The organism is Burkholderia sp. MS455, from assembly GCF_016899445.1.
In the GTDB taxonomy this organism is placed as follows: Bacteria; Pseudomonadota; Gammaproteobacteria; order Burkholderiales; family Burkholderiaceae; genus Burkholderia; species Burkholderia pyrrocinia_C.
This window is the reverse complement of record NZ_CP041777.1, coordinates 367,887-382,534: the sequence shown is the minus strand read 5'-3', so window position 1 is coordinate 382,534 and position 14,648 is coordinate 367,887. Positions and strand designations below refer to the sequence as shown.

The following is a 14,648-nucleotide window of genomic DNA, read 5'->3' as shown; positions in this document are numbered from 1 at the left end:
CCTTCGTTGACCATTTCGTCCAACACGCAGGTCTACCTGCGACAAAACATCCAGTTCGAACCGCTGATCAACGGCTGGTACGCGTGGTTTCACACGCTTCCGCCGCTGACCGCCGCCCTCAACGTGGCCGAGCGGTTCCTGCCGCTGATGAAGTCCTATGCCGCATCGCCGATGATGCATGCGGCGGCCTGCAAGGATCCGGCGATGCGCGGCGGCCCGTTCCTCGACCTGGGCGGCAAGCGCGTCGACGAAATCCGCGCGCTGATCGAGCAGACCACCCGGCGCGCGACCCGGCAACTGGAGCTGGCGAAGGCCTACAAGGCGTTCTCCACGCTGCTGCTGGAACAGGCGAAGGGAATGGCGTCGGACCCGCTCTACCCCCAGATTCCGGAGGTGTTGAAAGGCTATGTCGAGATCTATTACGACCTGAACCACAACCCGTCCTTCCGGGTGTTCGAAAGCCTGCTGTACGCGAGCCCGCTCTATGCGCGCGATGCGCAGAGCATCGCGCTGTCGGCGATCGAGGAGAACACGCCCCGGCCATTCATTCTCAGCACGCCCCGGCTCAGCGACGAGCGCACGCTGTTCAGCAACATGGCCTTCGACGATCGCGCGCTCGACGCGCTGTTCCGCATGCGCGACACGCCCGGCAGCTACGCGAAAATCGTCGACCTGATGCGCGTGGAGGAGAAGGACGAGCCGCTGTTCCGCTCGTTCTTCGTCGAGGAGGCGCCGGAACCGAAACCGGATCGTTCGTTCGACGGCGACGACATCCGCATCCGCTACTACGGCCACGCGTGCCTGCTGGTCCAGAGCCGGGGCGTGAGCATCCTGATCGATCCGGTGATCAGCTACGGCTACGACACCGCGCTGCCGCGCTATACGTTCGCGGACCTGCCGGACCAGATCGACTACGTGCTGATCACGCACAGCCATCACGATCACATCGTCCTCGAAACGCTGCTGCAGCTTCGCCACAAGGTCAAGACCGTGGTGGTCGGCAGGAATCTCGACGGCTTTCCGCAAGATCCGTCACTGGAACTGGCGTTGCGCAAGCTCGGCTTCGACGACGTGCGGGAAGTTCGGGATGCTCAGGAAATCAAGGTGCCCAACGGGGCCATCACCGCCATTCCGTTCCTGGGCGAACACAACGACCTGGCGATCCAGAGCAAGCAGAGCTTCATGATCCGCTTCGGCACGCGCTCGGTGCTGTGCATCGCCGATTCGTGCAACCTGGACCCCGCCCTTTACGAGCATGTCTTCCGCCTCGCCGGCAAGCCGGACACGCTGTTCGTCGGGATGGAGACCGAGGGCGCGCCGCCGTCCTGGGTCTATGGCCCGCTGTTTCCCAACGCGCTGCCGCGCGACATCGATCAGTCGCGGCGGGCGCGGGGCTGCCAGTTCGGCGAGGCCGCCGCGCTGGTGGACGACTTCGCGTTCAACGCGGCGTATGTCTATGCGATGGGTCAGGAGCCGTGGCTGAACCACCTCCTCGACAACACCTTCGACGAAAACTCGCCCAGCCATATCCAGTCCACCCAGTTCGTCGCGCACTGCAAGGCCAAGGGCATCGCTTCCGAAATCCTGTACGCGACAAGGGAGATCGTGCTTTGTCAGAACTGAATTTCAACGCGCTCTCGACCAGCGGGCAATACCAGGAACACATGGCGTTCTGGAGCGATACGCTCGGTCGCATCGACGAAGACTTCCGTCTTCAGCAGGCATGGCAGGCGTATGCGCTGCCGCTCGGCCCCGCGCCGGAACTGACGTTCGCGCTCGACCGCGACGCCGCGCAGGTGCTGGAGAAGCTCGCCGCCGGCAACGAGCTGGGCGCGTTCGTCGTGCTGCTGGCGGCGCTGTTCCGTGTGCTGGGGCGCTACAACGGCGCGGCCGGCCTGTTCGTGGAGTCGCCGCGCCTGATCGTCGAACCCGCGAGCGGCCTCGCCGATCGCGTCCCGCTGCTCGACGCCATCGAGCCCGGCCCCACGGTTCGCGCGTATCTGAACCAGGTGCGCGACAGGGTGCGGCGCAGCTATTCGTATCAGGATTTTCCGATCGCCGCCCTCGCGCACAAGCTGCATGGCGAGCGGCGCACGACCAACGTCGGCGTGCGCTTCGACGGTCTGCACGAAGCCTGGGCGTCGGCCGACTACGACCTGTCGATCGAGATCCGCCATCGCGAGCGCTACGAGATCGTGCTGACGGGCCGGCCGACGGTGTTCACGCTGCATTATCTCCAGCATGTCGCGCGACACCTGCGCAACGTGCTGGCCAGCTTCGGCACGCTGGACGCTCCGCTCGACACCGTCTCGCTGCTCGACGACGAAGAACGCGCGCGCCTTCGTTCGCATGCGGCGCCCGTCGCGGTAAATGGAACCTTCCTGGAGCAGTTCGCGCAACGGGTCGCGGCCGCGCCGGACGACATCGCCGTGGTGACCGCCGATGCATCGCTGACCTATGCCGAACTGGACGACCAGGCGTCCCGGCTGGCGAGCTTCCTGCTCGCGGAATACGCGATCGAACGCGGCGACGTGGTGGGCGTGGTGGCCGACCGTTCCGAGCGCTGGATCGTCGGCATGCTCGGCGCCCTCAAGGCGGGCGCGGTGTATCTGCCGCTCGACCCGGAGTTTCCGCGGGAGCGGCTGCGCTTCATGATCGAGGACGCGAAGGTCAAGGCGCTGCTGACGCACTCGGAACACCTGCCCTTGCTCGCCGATTTCTGGGCGATCCCGATGTTCGCCCTCGACTTCCAGCTCGACACGCTGGCGCCTGCATCGGCGGCGGCGCAGGTCGAGGTCCGGCCGGACGATGCGGCGTACATCATCTACACGTCCGGCTCCACGGGCGTGCCCAAGGGCGTCGTGCTCGAACACGCAGGGCTCCTGAACATGGCGCAGTACCATGTGGACGCCTTCGGTTTCGATGCCGCCGACCGGTTCGTGCAGTTCTACTCCCCGGGCTTCGACGGCTCGATCATGGAGATTTTCGTCACGCTGCTCGCGGGCGCGCGCCTGGTGCTGGCGAAGCCCGCCGTGATCCGGGACGTGCCGCGTTTCGTCGAATATATCGCGCAGCAGGGCGTCACCACCGTCAACGCGACGCCTGCCTATCTCGCCGCGCTCGACTGGAACGCGCTCGGCGCCGTGAAACGCGTCATCAGCGCCGGCGACAGCGCCCGCGCGGCGGATCTGCGCGAGCTGGCCCGGACCCGCACGTGCCACAACTCGTACGGCCCCACCGAGGCAACCGTGTGCATCGCGGACTACGTGGTCGACCCGGCAACCGCCTACGGCGCCCGTCTGCCGGTAGGCCGCCCGATCCACAATACGCACCTGTACCTGCTCGACGAGCACGGGGCGCTGGCTCCCGAGGGCTGCACGGGCGAGATCTGCGTGTCCGGCATCGCACTGGCTCGCGGCTATGTCGACCGGGACGACCTGACGGCCACCGCTTTCGTCGACCACCCGTTCGACGCGGGCGAGCGCCTTTATCGCACCGGCGACCTCGGCGTCTGGCTGCCGGACGGCAACCTGGAAGTCACCGGGCGCCGCGACACGCAAGTGAAGATTCGCGGCTATCGCATCGAAATGGGCGAAATCGAAGCGGCGCTCAGGCAGCACGCCGACGTCGCCGACGCGATCGTGTTCGTGCGCGAGGACGCGCCGCAGCACAAGCAGCTGGTGGCCTGCGTCGCGACGGCGACGGCCAGCGTCGCCAGCCTGCGGGAACACCTGAAGGAACGCCTGCCCGAGTTCATGCTGCCGGCGTCGATCGTGACGCTCGAACGCCTGCCGCTGACGCCGAACGGCAAGCCCGACCGCAAGGCGCTCGCCGCGCTGGAACTGGCGCCCGTGCCGGGCGAAACCGCGTATGCCGCGCCGACCAATGACGTCGAAGCGCGCCTGGGCAAGATCTGGTCCGAGGTACTGGGCCGCGAGCCGATCGGCGTGCACGACAATTTCTTCGAACTGGGCGGCGACTCGATCCTGCTCATCCAGGTGATGTCGCTGGCCCAGCAAATCGGCCTCAAATTCACCGCCGACCAGTTTTTCGCCCATCCGACCATCGCCGAGCTGGCGCAGGTCGCGGTGGAGGCGCCGTCGATCCGGATTCCGCAGGAGCCGGTGGTCGGCCCCGCCCCGCTGACGCCGATCCAGCATTGGTTCTTCGCGCAGGACGTGGCCGATCCGCACCACTACAACCAGTCGACGATGATCGAGGTGCCCGCGTCGCTGCGGCCGGACGTGATCGAACACGCGCTGGCGGCCGTCGCGACGCATCACGACGCGCTGCGGCTGAGTTTCGAGCGCGTCGCCGGCGTGTGGCAGCAATCGCATGCGGCGCCGCCGCTGGCGATTCCGCTCGGCGTCACGTCGCTGGCGGACGCGGCGCCCGCCGCACGGCAGGCCGAGATGCTCGCGACGGCCACCCGCATGCAGGAAAGCTTCACGTTGTCCGTGGCGCCGCTGCTGCGCGCCCACCTGTTCCAGTTCGGTCCCGACGCGCCGCAGCGCCTGCTCGTGGTGGCGCACCATCTGGTGATCGACGGCGTCTCGTGGCGCATCCTGTTCGAAGACCTGTACACCGCGTGTCGCCAGCTCGAAGCGGGCGAAGCGGTGCGGCTCCCGGCCAGGACGACGGCCTGGCGCGACTGGTCGGCGCGTCTGTCCGAACTCGGCGCGACCGCGCTCGACGAGCTGGGCTACTGGCTCCGGGAGCACGCCGACGAGCACGCGTGCTTCGACGACATGCCGGTCGGCACCGTCGCCGACGCCGGCACGGCGATCATCGAGTTCGACGCGCAGCAAACGCTTGCGCTGTTGCAGGACGTGCCGCGTGCGTTCAATACCCAGATCAACGAAGTCCTGCTGACGGCCCTGCTGCTCGCGTTCGGCGACTGGACCGGCAACGCGTCGCTGGTCGTCGATCTCGAAGGCCACGGCCGCGAGGACCTCTTCGACGGCGTCGATACGTCACGCACGATCGGCTGGTTCACCGCGCACTATCCGGTGTTCCTGAACGCCGGCGACGCCACCGTGGCGGTCGAGGCGCTGCGCCACGTCAAGGAGCAGCTGCGCGCGGTGCCGATGCGCGGGCTCGGCTACGGCATCGCCCGCTACCTCGGCAACGACGCCGGCATCGCGGCGGCGCTGGAACGGCAGCCGCCGGCGCCGGTGCGCTTCAACTATCTCGGCCAGGTCGATCGCGTGCTGGCCGACGACACCGGCTGGAAACCGGTGCTCGACTTCCAGAGCCCCGAGCACAGCCCGCGCGCGCGTCGCGGCCATCTGTTCGAGATCGACGGGATGGTGTCCGACGGGCGTCTGCACCTGACCTGGCACTACAACCGCGAGGCCTGCGCGCCCGGCGTCATCGAGCAGCTGACGCAGTGCTACCGCAGCCGTCTGCTGTCGATCGTCGCGGCCAGCGGCGACGGCCCGCGCGGGCTGAGCCCGTCGGACTTCCCGGCCGCGCGCATCAGCCAGGAAGCGCTGGACGCCCTTGTCTCAAGGATCAAATCGTGACATCCCCCACCATCGCCGATATCTACGAGCTCTCCCCGATGCAGGAGGCGATGCTCTTTCATACCGTGCACTCGCCCGGCACGAGAAGCAGCTTCAACCAGCTCGGTTGCCGGATCACCGGCAGCCTCGATCCCGCGCTGTTTCATGCCGCATGGCAGCAGCTCATCGATCGGCATCCGGTGATGCGCACGTCGTTCCATTGGGAGGAATTCGACAAGCCCATGCAGGTCGTGCACGCGCACGCCACGCTGCCGTGGGTGCAGGACGACTGGCGCGACCTGCCGGAACACGAACAGCGCACGCGGTGGCGCGCGCATCTCGAAAACGACCTGGCCGAGGGCTTCGCGCTCGATCGCGCGCCGCTCGTGCGCTGTCGCCTGGTGCGCGTCGCCGCTGACGCGTACCTGTTCAGCTGGAGCCACCATCACATCCTTGCCGACGGCTGGTGCCTGTCGCTCGTCATCGAGGAGATCTTCCAGGTCTATGGCGCGCTCGCGCGCGGCGTGCCGCCGGCGCTCCCCGCGGTGCGCCCCTATCGCGACTATATCCAGTGGCTGCAGCAGCGCGAGCCGCAAGCCGCGCAGCAGTACTGGACACGCTATCTCGAAGGTTTCCACTCGCCGACCCCGCTGCCCACGTCCGCGCGCGCGGACGCAGGCGAGCGCTTCGGCCAGGGCCTCGCGCAAGTGCGGGCCGACCTGTCGGCCGACCTGAGCGCACGCCTGCGGCAGTTCGCGGCCCGGCATCACGTCACCCTCAATACCCTCGCGCAAGCGGCCTGGGCGCTCGTGCTGTCGCGTTACAGCGGGGAGACCGACGTGGTGTTCGGCGCCGTCGTGTCCGGGCGGGGCGCCAATCTGCCGGGGATCGAAACCATGCTCGGCCTGTTCATCAATACGGTTCCGGTGCGGGTGCGGGTCGACCCGCGGCAGCCGCTGGTGCCGTGGCTGAAGATGATCCAGGCGCGCGTGGCCGCCCGTGCGCAGTTCGAGCACACCCCGTTGCCCGACATTCAGCGCTGCAGCGAAGTGCCGCTGACGACGCCGCTGTTCGAGAGCAACATCACGTTCATGAATTACCCGCTCGACGCGTCGCTGACGCACGGCGCGCACGGGCTGGCGGTCGACGAGGTGCTGCTCTACAACCGCGCCGACATTCCGCTCGAATTCGTGGTGACGGCGCGCGACGACTGGCAGATGGAACTGTCGTTCGACCCGCGGCGCTTCGATGAAGACACCATGCAGCGGATGCTGGGCCACGTGGCCGCGACGCTCGACGCCTTCGCGGCCGATCCGAACCGGCTGCTCGGCCGCCTGCCGATCCTGCCCGAGGCCGAACGCCGGCAGTTGCTGGAGACCTTCAACGACACCGCCGTGCCGTTCGACGCCGCGCGCACCGTGGTGCATCGCCTGGAACAGGCCGCCGCGGACCACCCCGAGCGGCCCGCGGTCGAGTACCGGGATGACGTCCTGAGCGCGGGCGAACTGAATGCGCGCGCCAACCGCACCGCTCACCGCCTGCTGGCCGCCGCCGAGCTGGGGCCGGACACGCTGGTCGCGATCTGCATGCACCGGTCGGCGCGCCTGATGGAGGCGATCCTCGCCGTGTGGAAGTGCGGCGCCGCCTATATTCCGATCGACCCCAACTATCCGGCGGGCCGCATCCGCACCATTCTCGAGGATTCCGGCGCCGCCCTCGTGATTACCTGCGACGGCCTGCTTCCTCCCGAGCTGGCCGCGCTCGCACCGGTCGTGTCGCTCGACGCCGCCACCGATATCGTCGACGACACCAATCCCGGCCGCCCCGTATCGCCCGACAGCCTCGCCTACGTGATCTACACGTCCGGCTCCACCGGCAAGCCCAAAGGGGCGATGGTCGAGCACGCCGGCATGCTGAACCACATGCTCGCCGAGATCGACGAATTTTCGATCTCGGCGTCGTCGGTGATCGCGCAAACCGCGCCGCATTGCTTCGATATTTCGGTCTGGCAATTTTTCACGGCGCCGCTCGTCGGCGGCAGGACCGTGATCGTCGACGACGAATGCATTCGCGATCCCGCGAGTTTCGTCACGACCCTGGAAGCCGCCCGGATCAGCATCGTCGAACTGGTGCCGTCCTATCTGTCCGCCGTGCTCGACCGCGCATCGGAACGGCCGGCGCTGATGCGGCACCTGCGGCACCTGCTCGTCACCGGCGAGATGGTCAGCCCGGCCTTGGTGAAACAGTGGTTCGACGTGTTCCCGGACATCCCCATGGTGAACGCGTACGGCCCGGCGGAAGCGTCCGACGACGTCGCGCAGCACCGCATGACGTGTGCGCCGACCACGCCTTACGTGGCGGTCGGCAAGCCGATCCGCAACGTGCGCATCTACGTCGTCGACCCGCAGATGAACCTGTGCCCGATCGGGATTCCCGGCGAACTTTACGTGTCCGGCGTCGCCGTCGGCCGCGGCTATCTGAACAACGAAGCCGCTACGCGGGAGGCTTTCGTCGAGGATCCGTTCCATCCGGACCGCGGTGTCCGCCTGTATCGCACCGGCGACATCGGCTGCTATCTCCCCGATGGAACGATCGTGCTCCACGGCCGCAAGGACCACCAGCTGAAGATCCGCGGCTACCGCATCGAGCTCGCGGAGATCGACAACGCGCTGGCCGCCATTCCGGAAATCCGCCAGGCGGCCGCGCTCGACTATCGCGACGAGACCGGCCGCGCCGCGCTGTGCGCGTATGTCGCGTTCCGCGACGGCGCGTCGCTGAGCGACGGCGAGATTGCCGCCGCGTTGTCCGCCACGCTGCCGGACTACATGGTGCCCGGCATCTACGTGGTGCTCGACGCGCTGCCCCTGAGCGGCAACGGCAAGATCGACCGCAAGGCGCTGCCTCCGCTGGACCGGTCGCGGCTGTCCGCCGCGGCACACGTGCCGACGCTGCCCCGCACGCCCACCGAGACGCTGCTGTGCCGCATCTGGGGAGAAGCGCTGGGCATTCCGTCGCCCGGCATCCACGACAACATCTTCGCGCTGGGCGGCGATTCGATTCTCAGCATGCGCATCGTGTCGCTGGCCGCCAAGGCGGGCCTGAAGCTCACCACCCGGCTCATCTTCCAGCATCCGACGGTCGCCGAGCTCGCCGCCGTGGCTACGCGCGGCACGGTCGGCGCGGCGGAGTTCGTCGCGTCGTCCGGCCCGCTGCCGCTGACGCCCATCCAGAAGCGTTTCTTCGCGCAGCGCAAGGACGACCCGGACCAGTACAACCAGGCGGTCCTGCTCGACGTGCCGGCGGATTTCGATCCGGTCCTGCTGCGCCACGCGCTGCGGCACGCGATCAAATGGCATGACGCGCTGCGGCTGCGCTTTCGTGCGGGCGAGTCCGGCTGGATTCAGGAAGTCGTCGACGATCCGGAGGTCCCCGTCGGCGTGTTCGACATTCCGCGCGATCGGCTCGCGCAGCACGTCGCGCAGTCGCATGCGAGCCTGAATCTGTCGGACGGCCCGGTCTTGCGCGCGGACCTGTTCCGCCTCGACGAAGGCCGTTCGCTTCGTCTGCTGCTGGTCGCCCATCATCTGGTCGTCGACGGCGTGTCGTGGGGCGCACTGCTCGAAACCGTGTACGACGCCTATACCCGCCTGCGAAACGGCCAGGCGCCCGAATTCGCGGGCGGCAGCGCGACGTGGACCGCATGGACGCGTGCCATCTCGAACTGGGCCGGCTCCGGCGCCGCCGACGCCGACATCGCCCATTGGCAGGCCCTGGCGCGTTCCGCGCTGCCCGGCCTGCCGCTCGATCGCGCCGCGTCGGCCGACGCCAATACCGTGTCGTCCGCCGAAACAATCGTGGTCGAGCTGGGTGAAGCCGCCACCGCGGCCTTGCTGGGCGCGGCGCCCCGGGGCTACGACGCGCAGATCAACGACGTGCTGCTTGCCGCGCTCGCGCGTGCCGTCAGCGACTGGAGCGGATGCGCCGACGTGCTGCTGGATCTCGAAGCGCACGGTCGCGAGGAACTGATCGAAGACCTCGACATCTCGCGCACGGTGGGCTGGTTTACGTCCGTCTTCCCGGTCGTGCTGACGGTCGATGCCGGTTCGCACGATCCGGCTCGCCTGGTTGCGTCGGTCAAGACGCGACTGCGCGCGGTGCCGAGCGCGGGCATCACCTACGGTCTGCTTCAGGACAGGCTCGACGGCCCTGTTCCGCAGCCTCGACTGCTGTTCAACTACCTGGGCCAGACCGACCAGCTGTTCACCGCCGCACGCGACTGGAAACAGGCCGCGGAGCCAAGCGGAGACGGCCGCAATGCGAACCAGCTGCGCGAGCACCTGCTCGACGTCAACGCCTACGTGACCGGCAACCGCCTGCACGTCGCGTGGGAATTCAGCCGGGCCTGCCACGACACGGACACCATCCGGCGCGTCGCGCAAGCCTACATCGCGGCGCTCGAATCTTTGGTCGCCGACCATGCCGTCCAGTCCGCATCGGCACGGCCCGCGACCGGTCTGCCGCAGGCGCCGGCCTCGGTCACGCCGGACGAGATCGCCGACGTCTACGCGCTGACGCCGACCCAGCAGGGCATGCTGTTCCACGGCCTGTACGAACCCGCGTCGGATGCCTATTTCAGCAGCCTGAATTTCCGTATCGACGGGGCGCTCGACGTCGAACGGTTCCGCCGCGCGTGGGATACCGTGGCGCACCGGCACGACATCTTGCGAACCTCGTTTCACTGGGAAGAAATCGAAAGCCCCGTGCAGGTCGTGCATCGCCGTATCGACTTGCCCTGGCACGAGGAGGATCTGCGCGCGGCGTCCGCCGTGGAGGCCGGGCAGCGTTGGGAAGCCTACGTGGCGCAAGACCGGGCGCGCGGCTTCGACTTTACCCGCGCACCGCTGATGCGGCTCGCGCTGTTCCGCGTGGGCGATCACGCATGGCGCTTCCATTGGAGCCATCACCACCTCCTGCTCGACGGCTGGAGTTCCGCCCGGCTCCTGAGCGAAGTGGCCGCCGCCTATCAGGCGCTGCCGGCCGAACGCGCTCCGGAGCGGAATGCGCCGCCCGCCTTCGCCGATTACGTGCGCTGGCTGGCGCGCCAGGACGCCGCCGCGGCGGAACGCTTCTGGAAGACGAAGCTGGCGGATTTCCCGGCGACGACGCCGCTCGTGCTGGGCCGCCCCGAACTCGACGGCACGGCCGCGCCGGGCGCCTATGTGGAAGAGCCGCTGCTGCTCTCCGAAAGCGACACGCAACGGCTCGTCGCGTTCGCGCAAACCCATCGCCTCACCCTCAACACGCTCGCGCAGGGCGCGTGGGCGCAGTTGCTGAGCCGCTATAGCGGCGAAGCGGACGTCGTGTTCGGCACGATCGTTTCCGGTCGCCCCGCGTCGCTGCCGGCGTCGGACGAGATGGTCGGGCTGTTCATCAACACGCTGCCGGTGCGGGTCCGCATCGACGCGCGCCCGACGTCCGCGTGGCTGGCGCAATTGCAGATGGATCTCGCGCAGCAGGAGGAATATGCGCACTATCCGCTGGCCGACATCCAGAAGTTCGCCGGCCTGCCGCCCGGCGTGCCGCTCTTCGAAAGCCTGCTCATCTTCCAGAACTATCCGGTCGAGGAAGCGCTGGCCGATGCGCTGCCCGGCCTGCGGATCGGCGAATTCCAGGTGTCCGATCCGAACAATTACCCGCTGACGCTGGTCGTGACGCCGGGCAAGCGCCTGTCGCTGCAGGTGCTGTACGACGACGGCCGGTTCGATCGCGAAACGATCGTCCGCCTGCTGCGCCATGTCGAAACCCTGCTCGTCGGCCTGGCGGGCGCGGCAGATCGCCCGAACCGCAGCGTTGCGCTTCTCACCGCCGCCGAGCGGGACGCCATCCTGCTGGGCTGGAACGATACCCACGCGCCGATTCCGTCCGACCGGACGCTGGCCGAACTGATCGAGGCCGTCGCCGCCGCGCACCCCGAGCGCATTGCGGTCCGCCACGGCATGGAGGTTCGCACCTATCGGGACCTCGTCGAAGGCGCCAACCGGATCGCCGATCATCTGCTGCAGACGGCGCCGATCCGGCCGGACGACCGGATCGCCGTCTGGATGCCGCGCTCGCCGCTGATGCTGGAAACGATCCTGGCCATCTGGAAGTGCGGCGCGGCGTATGTTCCGGTCGATCCCGCCTATCCGGCCCAGCGGGTCGAGACCATCCTGACGCTGGCCCGGCCGACCATCATCGTCGGCACCGACTGCCAGCCGCCGCCGGCGCTGGCGTCGATCCCGCTGGTCGATCCCGCCCGCCTGCCCGTCCGTCACGACGCGGGAGCACCGACGCCGCGCTGCCGGCCCGCGGACCTCGCCTACGTGATCTTCACGTCGGGTTCGACCGGCCAACCGAAGGGCGCGATGGTCGAGCATCGCGGCATGCTCAATCACGTGCTCGCGATGGCGCGCAGGGTCGGGCTCGGCGCGCAGAGCGCGGTCGCCCAGACCGCTTCGCACTGCTCCGATATTTCGGTCTGGCAGTGCTTCGCTGCGCTGGCGTCGGGCGGCACGACGGTGATCTATCCCGATGCCGTCATCCTCGAGCCGGCGCGCCTGATCGACAGCCTGCACCGCGACCGCATCACGGCGATGCAATTCGTGCCGTCCTATCTGGCGACCTTTCTCGGCGAGCTCGAACGGCACGCGACGCCGGCCTTCCCGCACCTCGAAACGCTGCTGACGATCGGCGAAACCCTGCAGCCCGCCGCCGCGCAAGCCTGGTTCCGCCTGAATCCGGCGGTCCGGCTCATCAACGCCTATGGGCCGACCGAAGCGTCGGACTCCGTCGCGCATTACCGCATGGAGCATGCGCCGGATCTGCCGGCGATTCCGATCGGCCGACCGATCGAGAACCTGCGCCTCTACGTCGTGGATGCCGACATGAATCCGTGCCCGGCCGGCGTCAAGGGCGAGATCTGCATCGGGGGCGTCGGCGTCGGGCGCGGCTACCTGTTCGACGAAGCACGCACCCGGGCGGTGTTCCGCGACGATCCGTTCAGTCCGGAACCGGGCGCGCGCCTGTATCGCACCGGCGACATCGGCTGCTTCGGGCCGGACGGCAATCTCCACTTCTTCGGCCGCCGCGACTTCCAGGTCAAGATCCGCGGGTATCGCATCGAGCTCGGGGAAATCGAAGCCGCGCTGACCGGTCTCGCAGGCATCTCCAACGCCGTCGTGGTCGCCCGCGAGACGTCGGGCCCGGAAAAGACCCTGTGCGGCTACGCGTCGGGTACCGGCTGGACGCCCAAAGACCTGCGCGACGCACTGCGCGAAAAGCTGCCGGCGCATATGGTGCCCGACACCGTGATGCTGCTGCCGGCGCTGCCCGTCATGCCGAACGGCAAGATCAACCGCGCCGCGCTGCCGCTCCCGGATGCCGCGTCCGTCCCCGACGGCGTGCCGGCCGAACCGCAGACGCCTGTCGAAGCGGCGCTGCTGCGCATCTTCGCCGAGGTGCTCGGCCGCCGGCCGAACGGCGTCGACGACGATTTCTTCGAGCATGGCGGCCAAAGCCTCAAGGCGATCCAGATGGTCAGCCGGATCCGGCGCGAACTGAAACTGAACGTCGCGGTCGCCGACATCTTCCATGCGCCGTCGCCGCGCGCGCTCGCGCACAAGCTGGCTGCCACGCCCGTCGACGGCGCCGGCGGCGACGCGATCATCCCGGCGCTTGCCGTGCAACCGTCCTACGCGGTGTCTCGCGCACAGAAGCGGATCTGGCTCGCCAGCCGCAGCGCGGATCCGTCCACGTACAACATGGCAGGCGCGCTGCAACTGGACGGCGCTGTGGATACGGCGCGCCTCGTTCGCGCGTTCGACGCGCTGGTCGATCGCCACGAGAGCCTGCGCACGGTGTTTGCGATGATCGAGGGCGAGCTGCGGCAACGCATCCTCACCCGCGAGGCATCCGGATTCCGGGTCGAGCAAATGGATCTGGCGGACGATGCCGGCCCGCAAGCGATCGATGCGCTGATTCGCGCGGAAAGCGAGCAGCCATTCGATCTCGCGACGGGGCCGCTCTTTCGCGTCAAGCTGGTCCGGCTCTCGCCGGAGCAACACCTGCTGCTGCTGAACATGCACCACGCGATATCGGATGCGTGGTCGATCCGCGTGCTGACCGACGACCTGCATGCGCTGTACGCTGGGCACCACCTGCCGCCGCTGTCGATCCAGTACCGCGACTACGCCGCGTGGCACAACGCGAGCCTCGCAGGTCCGCGCGCCGCCGCGCATCACGCGTACTGGCTCGAGCAACTGGCGCCGCCGCTGCCCCGCCTGCAACTGGCATCGGACTACCCGCGTCCCGAGCGGCTCGGTCATGCCGGGCAGACGCTCGAAGTCGAACTGTCGGCCCCGCAGGTGGAAGGGCTCGCGCAGCTGGCCCGCGCTCACCATACGTCGCTCTATGCAGTGCTCCTGGCGTCGTTCTGCGTGCTGATGCACCGCTACACGGGGCGCGAGGACATCGTCATCGGCAGCGTGTCGGCCGGGCGCGACAGCGAACAGCTCGAATCGCAGATCGGGGTGTACCTCAACACCGTCGTGCTGCGCGTCCCGGTGCGGAAATCCGCGACCGTCGCCGAGGTGATCGACGGTGTGGCGAAGGCCTCCACGCAAGCGCTGGAGCACGCGTCCTATCCGTTCGACGTGCTGCTGGAAGACCTGAAGATCCGCACCCCGGCGAACCATTTCCCGATCTTCGACATTCAAGCGAACTACGTTTCGATACCCGCGCCGCAGCCCGGTCTGCACATCACGGACATCTCGCAGACGGACAGCACGGCCAAGTTCGACCTGTCCTTCCAGATCGTGGAAAGCGAAGGCAGGCACCTCATCCAGTTCATCTACAACACCCGCCTGTTCCGCCCCGCGACCATCGCCGCGATGCGCGATCGGCTGCTCGCGATCCACGACGTCTTCCGCCGCGACCCGACCACGCCGGTCGATCGCATCCCGCTCCCCGGCGACGCGCCCGCCGCCAGCGCCCGGGTCCGGGTCGGCTTGCGCCTGAAGCGCGCGCCCGAAGTCACGGCCGACGACGTGCTCGAGGAGAAGACGTGATGCGGGCCGGCCGGAGTTCGAGCAGCGGGCGCCGTGCGCG

The 14,648-nt window shown here is 68.3% G+C and carries 3 protein-coding genes; all 3 read left to right on the top strand.

Going from position 1 to position 14,648, the window contains the following annotated elements; translation table 11 throughout:
• The first annotated feature begins 6 nt into the window (after positions 1-6).
• Genes FPJ27_RS01495 through FPJ27_RS01485 form a run of 3 tightly spaced genes read left to right on the top strand, consistent with a single transcriptional unit; the run spans position 7 to position 14,608 of the window.
• A complete protein-coding gene (locus tag FPJ27_RS01495; protein WP_204421154.1) occupies positions 7-1,623 on the top strand; it encodes an MBL fold metallo-hydrolase in 1,617 nt (538 codons plus the stop codon).
• Positions 1,611-5,525 (top strand): non-ribosomal peptide synthetase, encoded by a 3,915-nt coding sequence (locus FPJ27_RS01490; protein ID WP_204421153.1) that lies wholly within the window; start codon positions 1,611-1,613, stop codon positions 5,523-5,525. The genes FPJ27_RS01495 and FPJ27_RS01490 overlap by 13 nt, the downstream gene beginning before the upstream one ends.
• 38 nt (positions 5,526-5,563) lie before the next feature.
• The gene (locus FPJ27_RS01485; protein WP_239483169.1) at positions 5,564-14,608 is read left to right on the top strand and encodes a non-ribosomal peptide synthetase; all 9,045 of its coding nucleotides are present in this window, start codon (positions 5,564-5,566) and stop codon (positions 14,606-14,608) included.
• Positions 14,609-14,648 lie beyond the last annotated feature (40 nt).

Coding starts and splice junctions, on each gene's coding strand:
- FPJ27_RS01485 (WP_239483169.1), top strand. CDS start 5,564: ATGCAGGAGGCGATGCTCTTTCATACCGTGCACTCGCCCGGCACGAGA.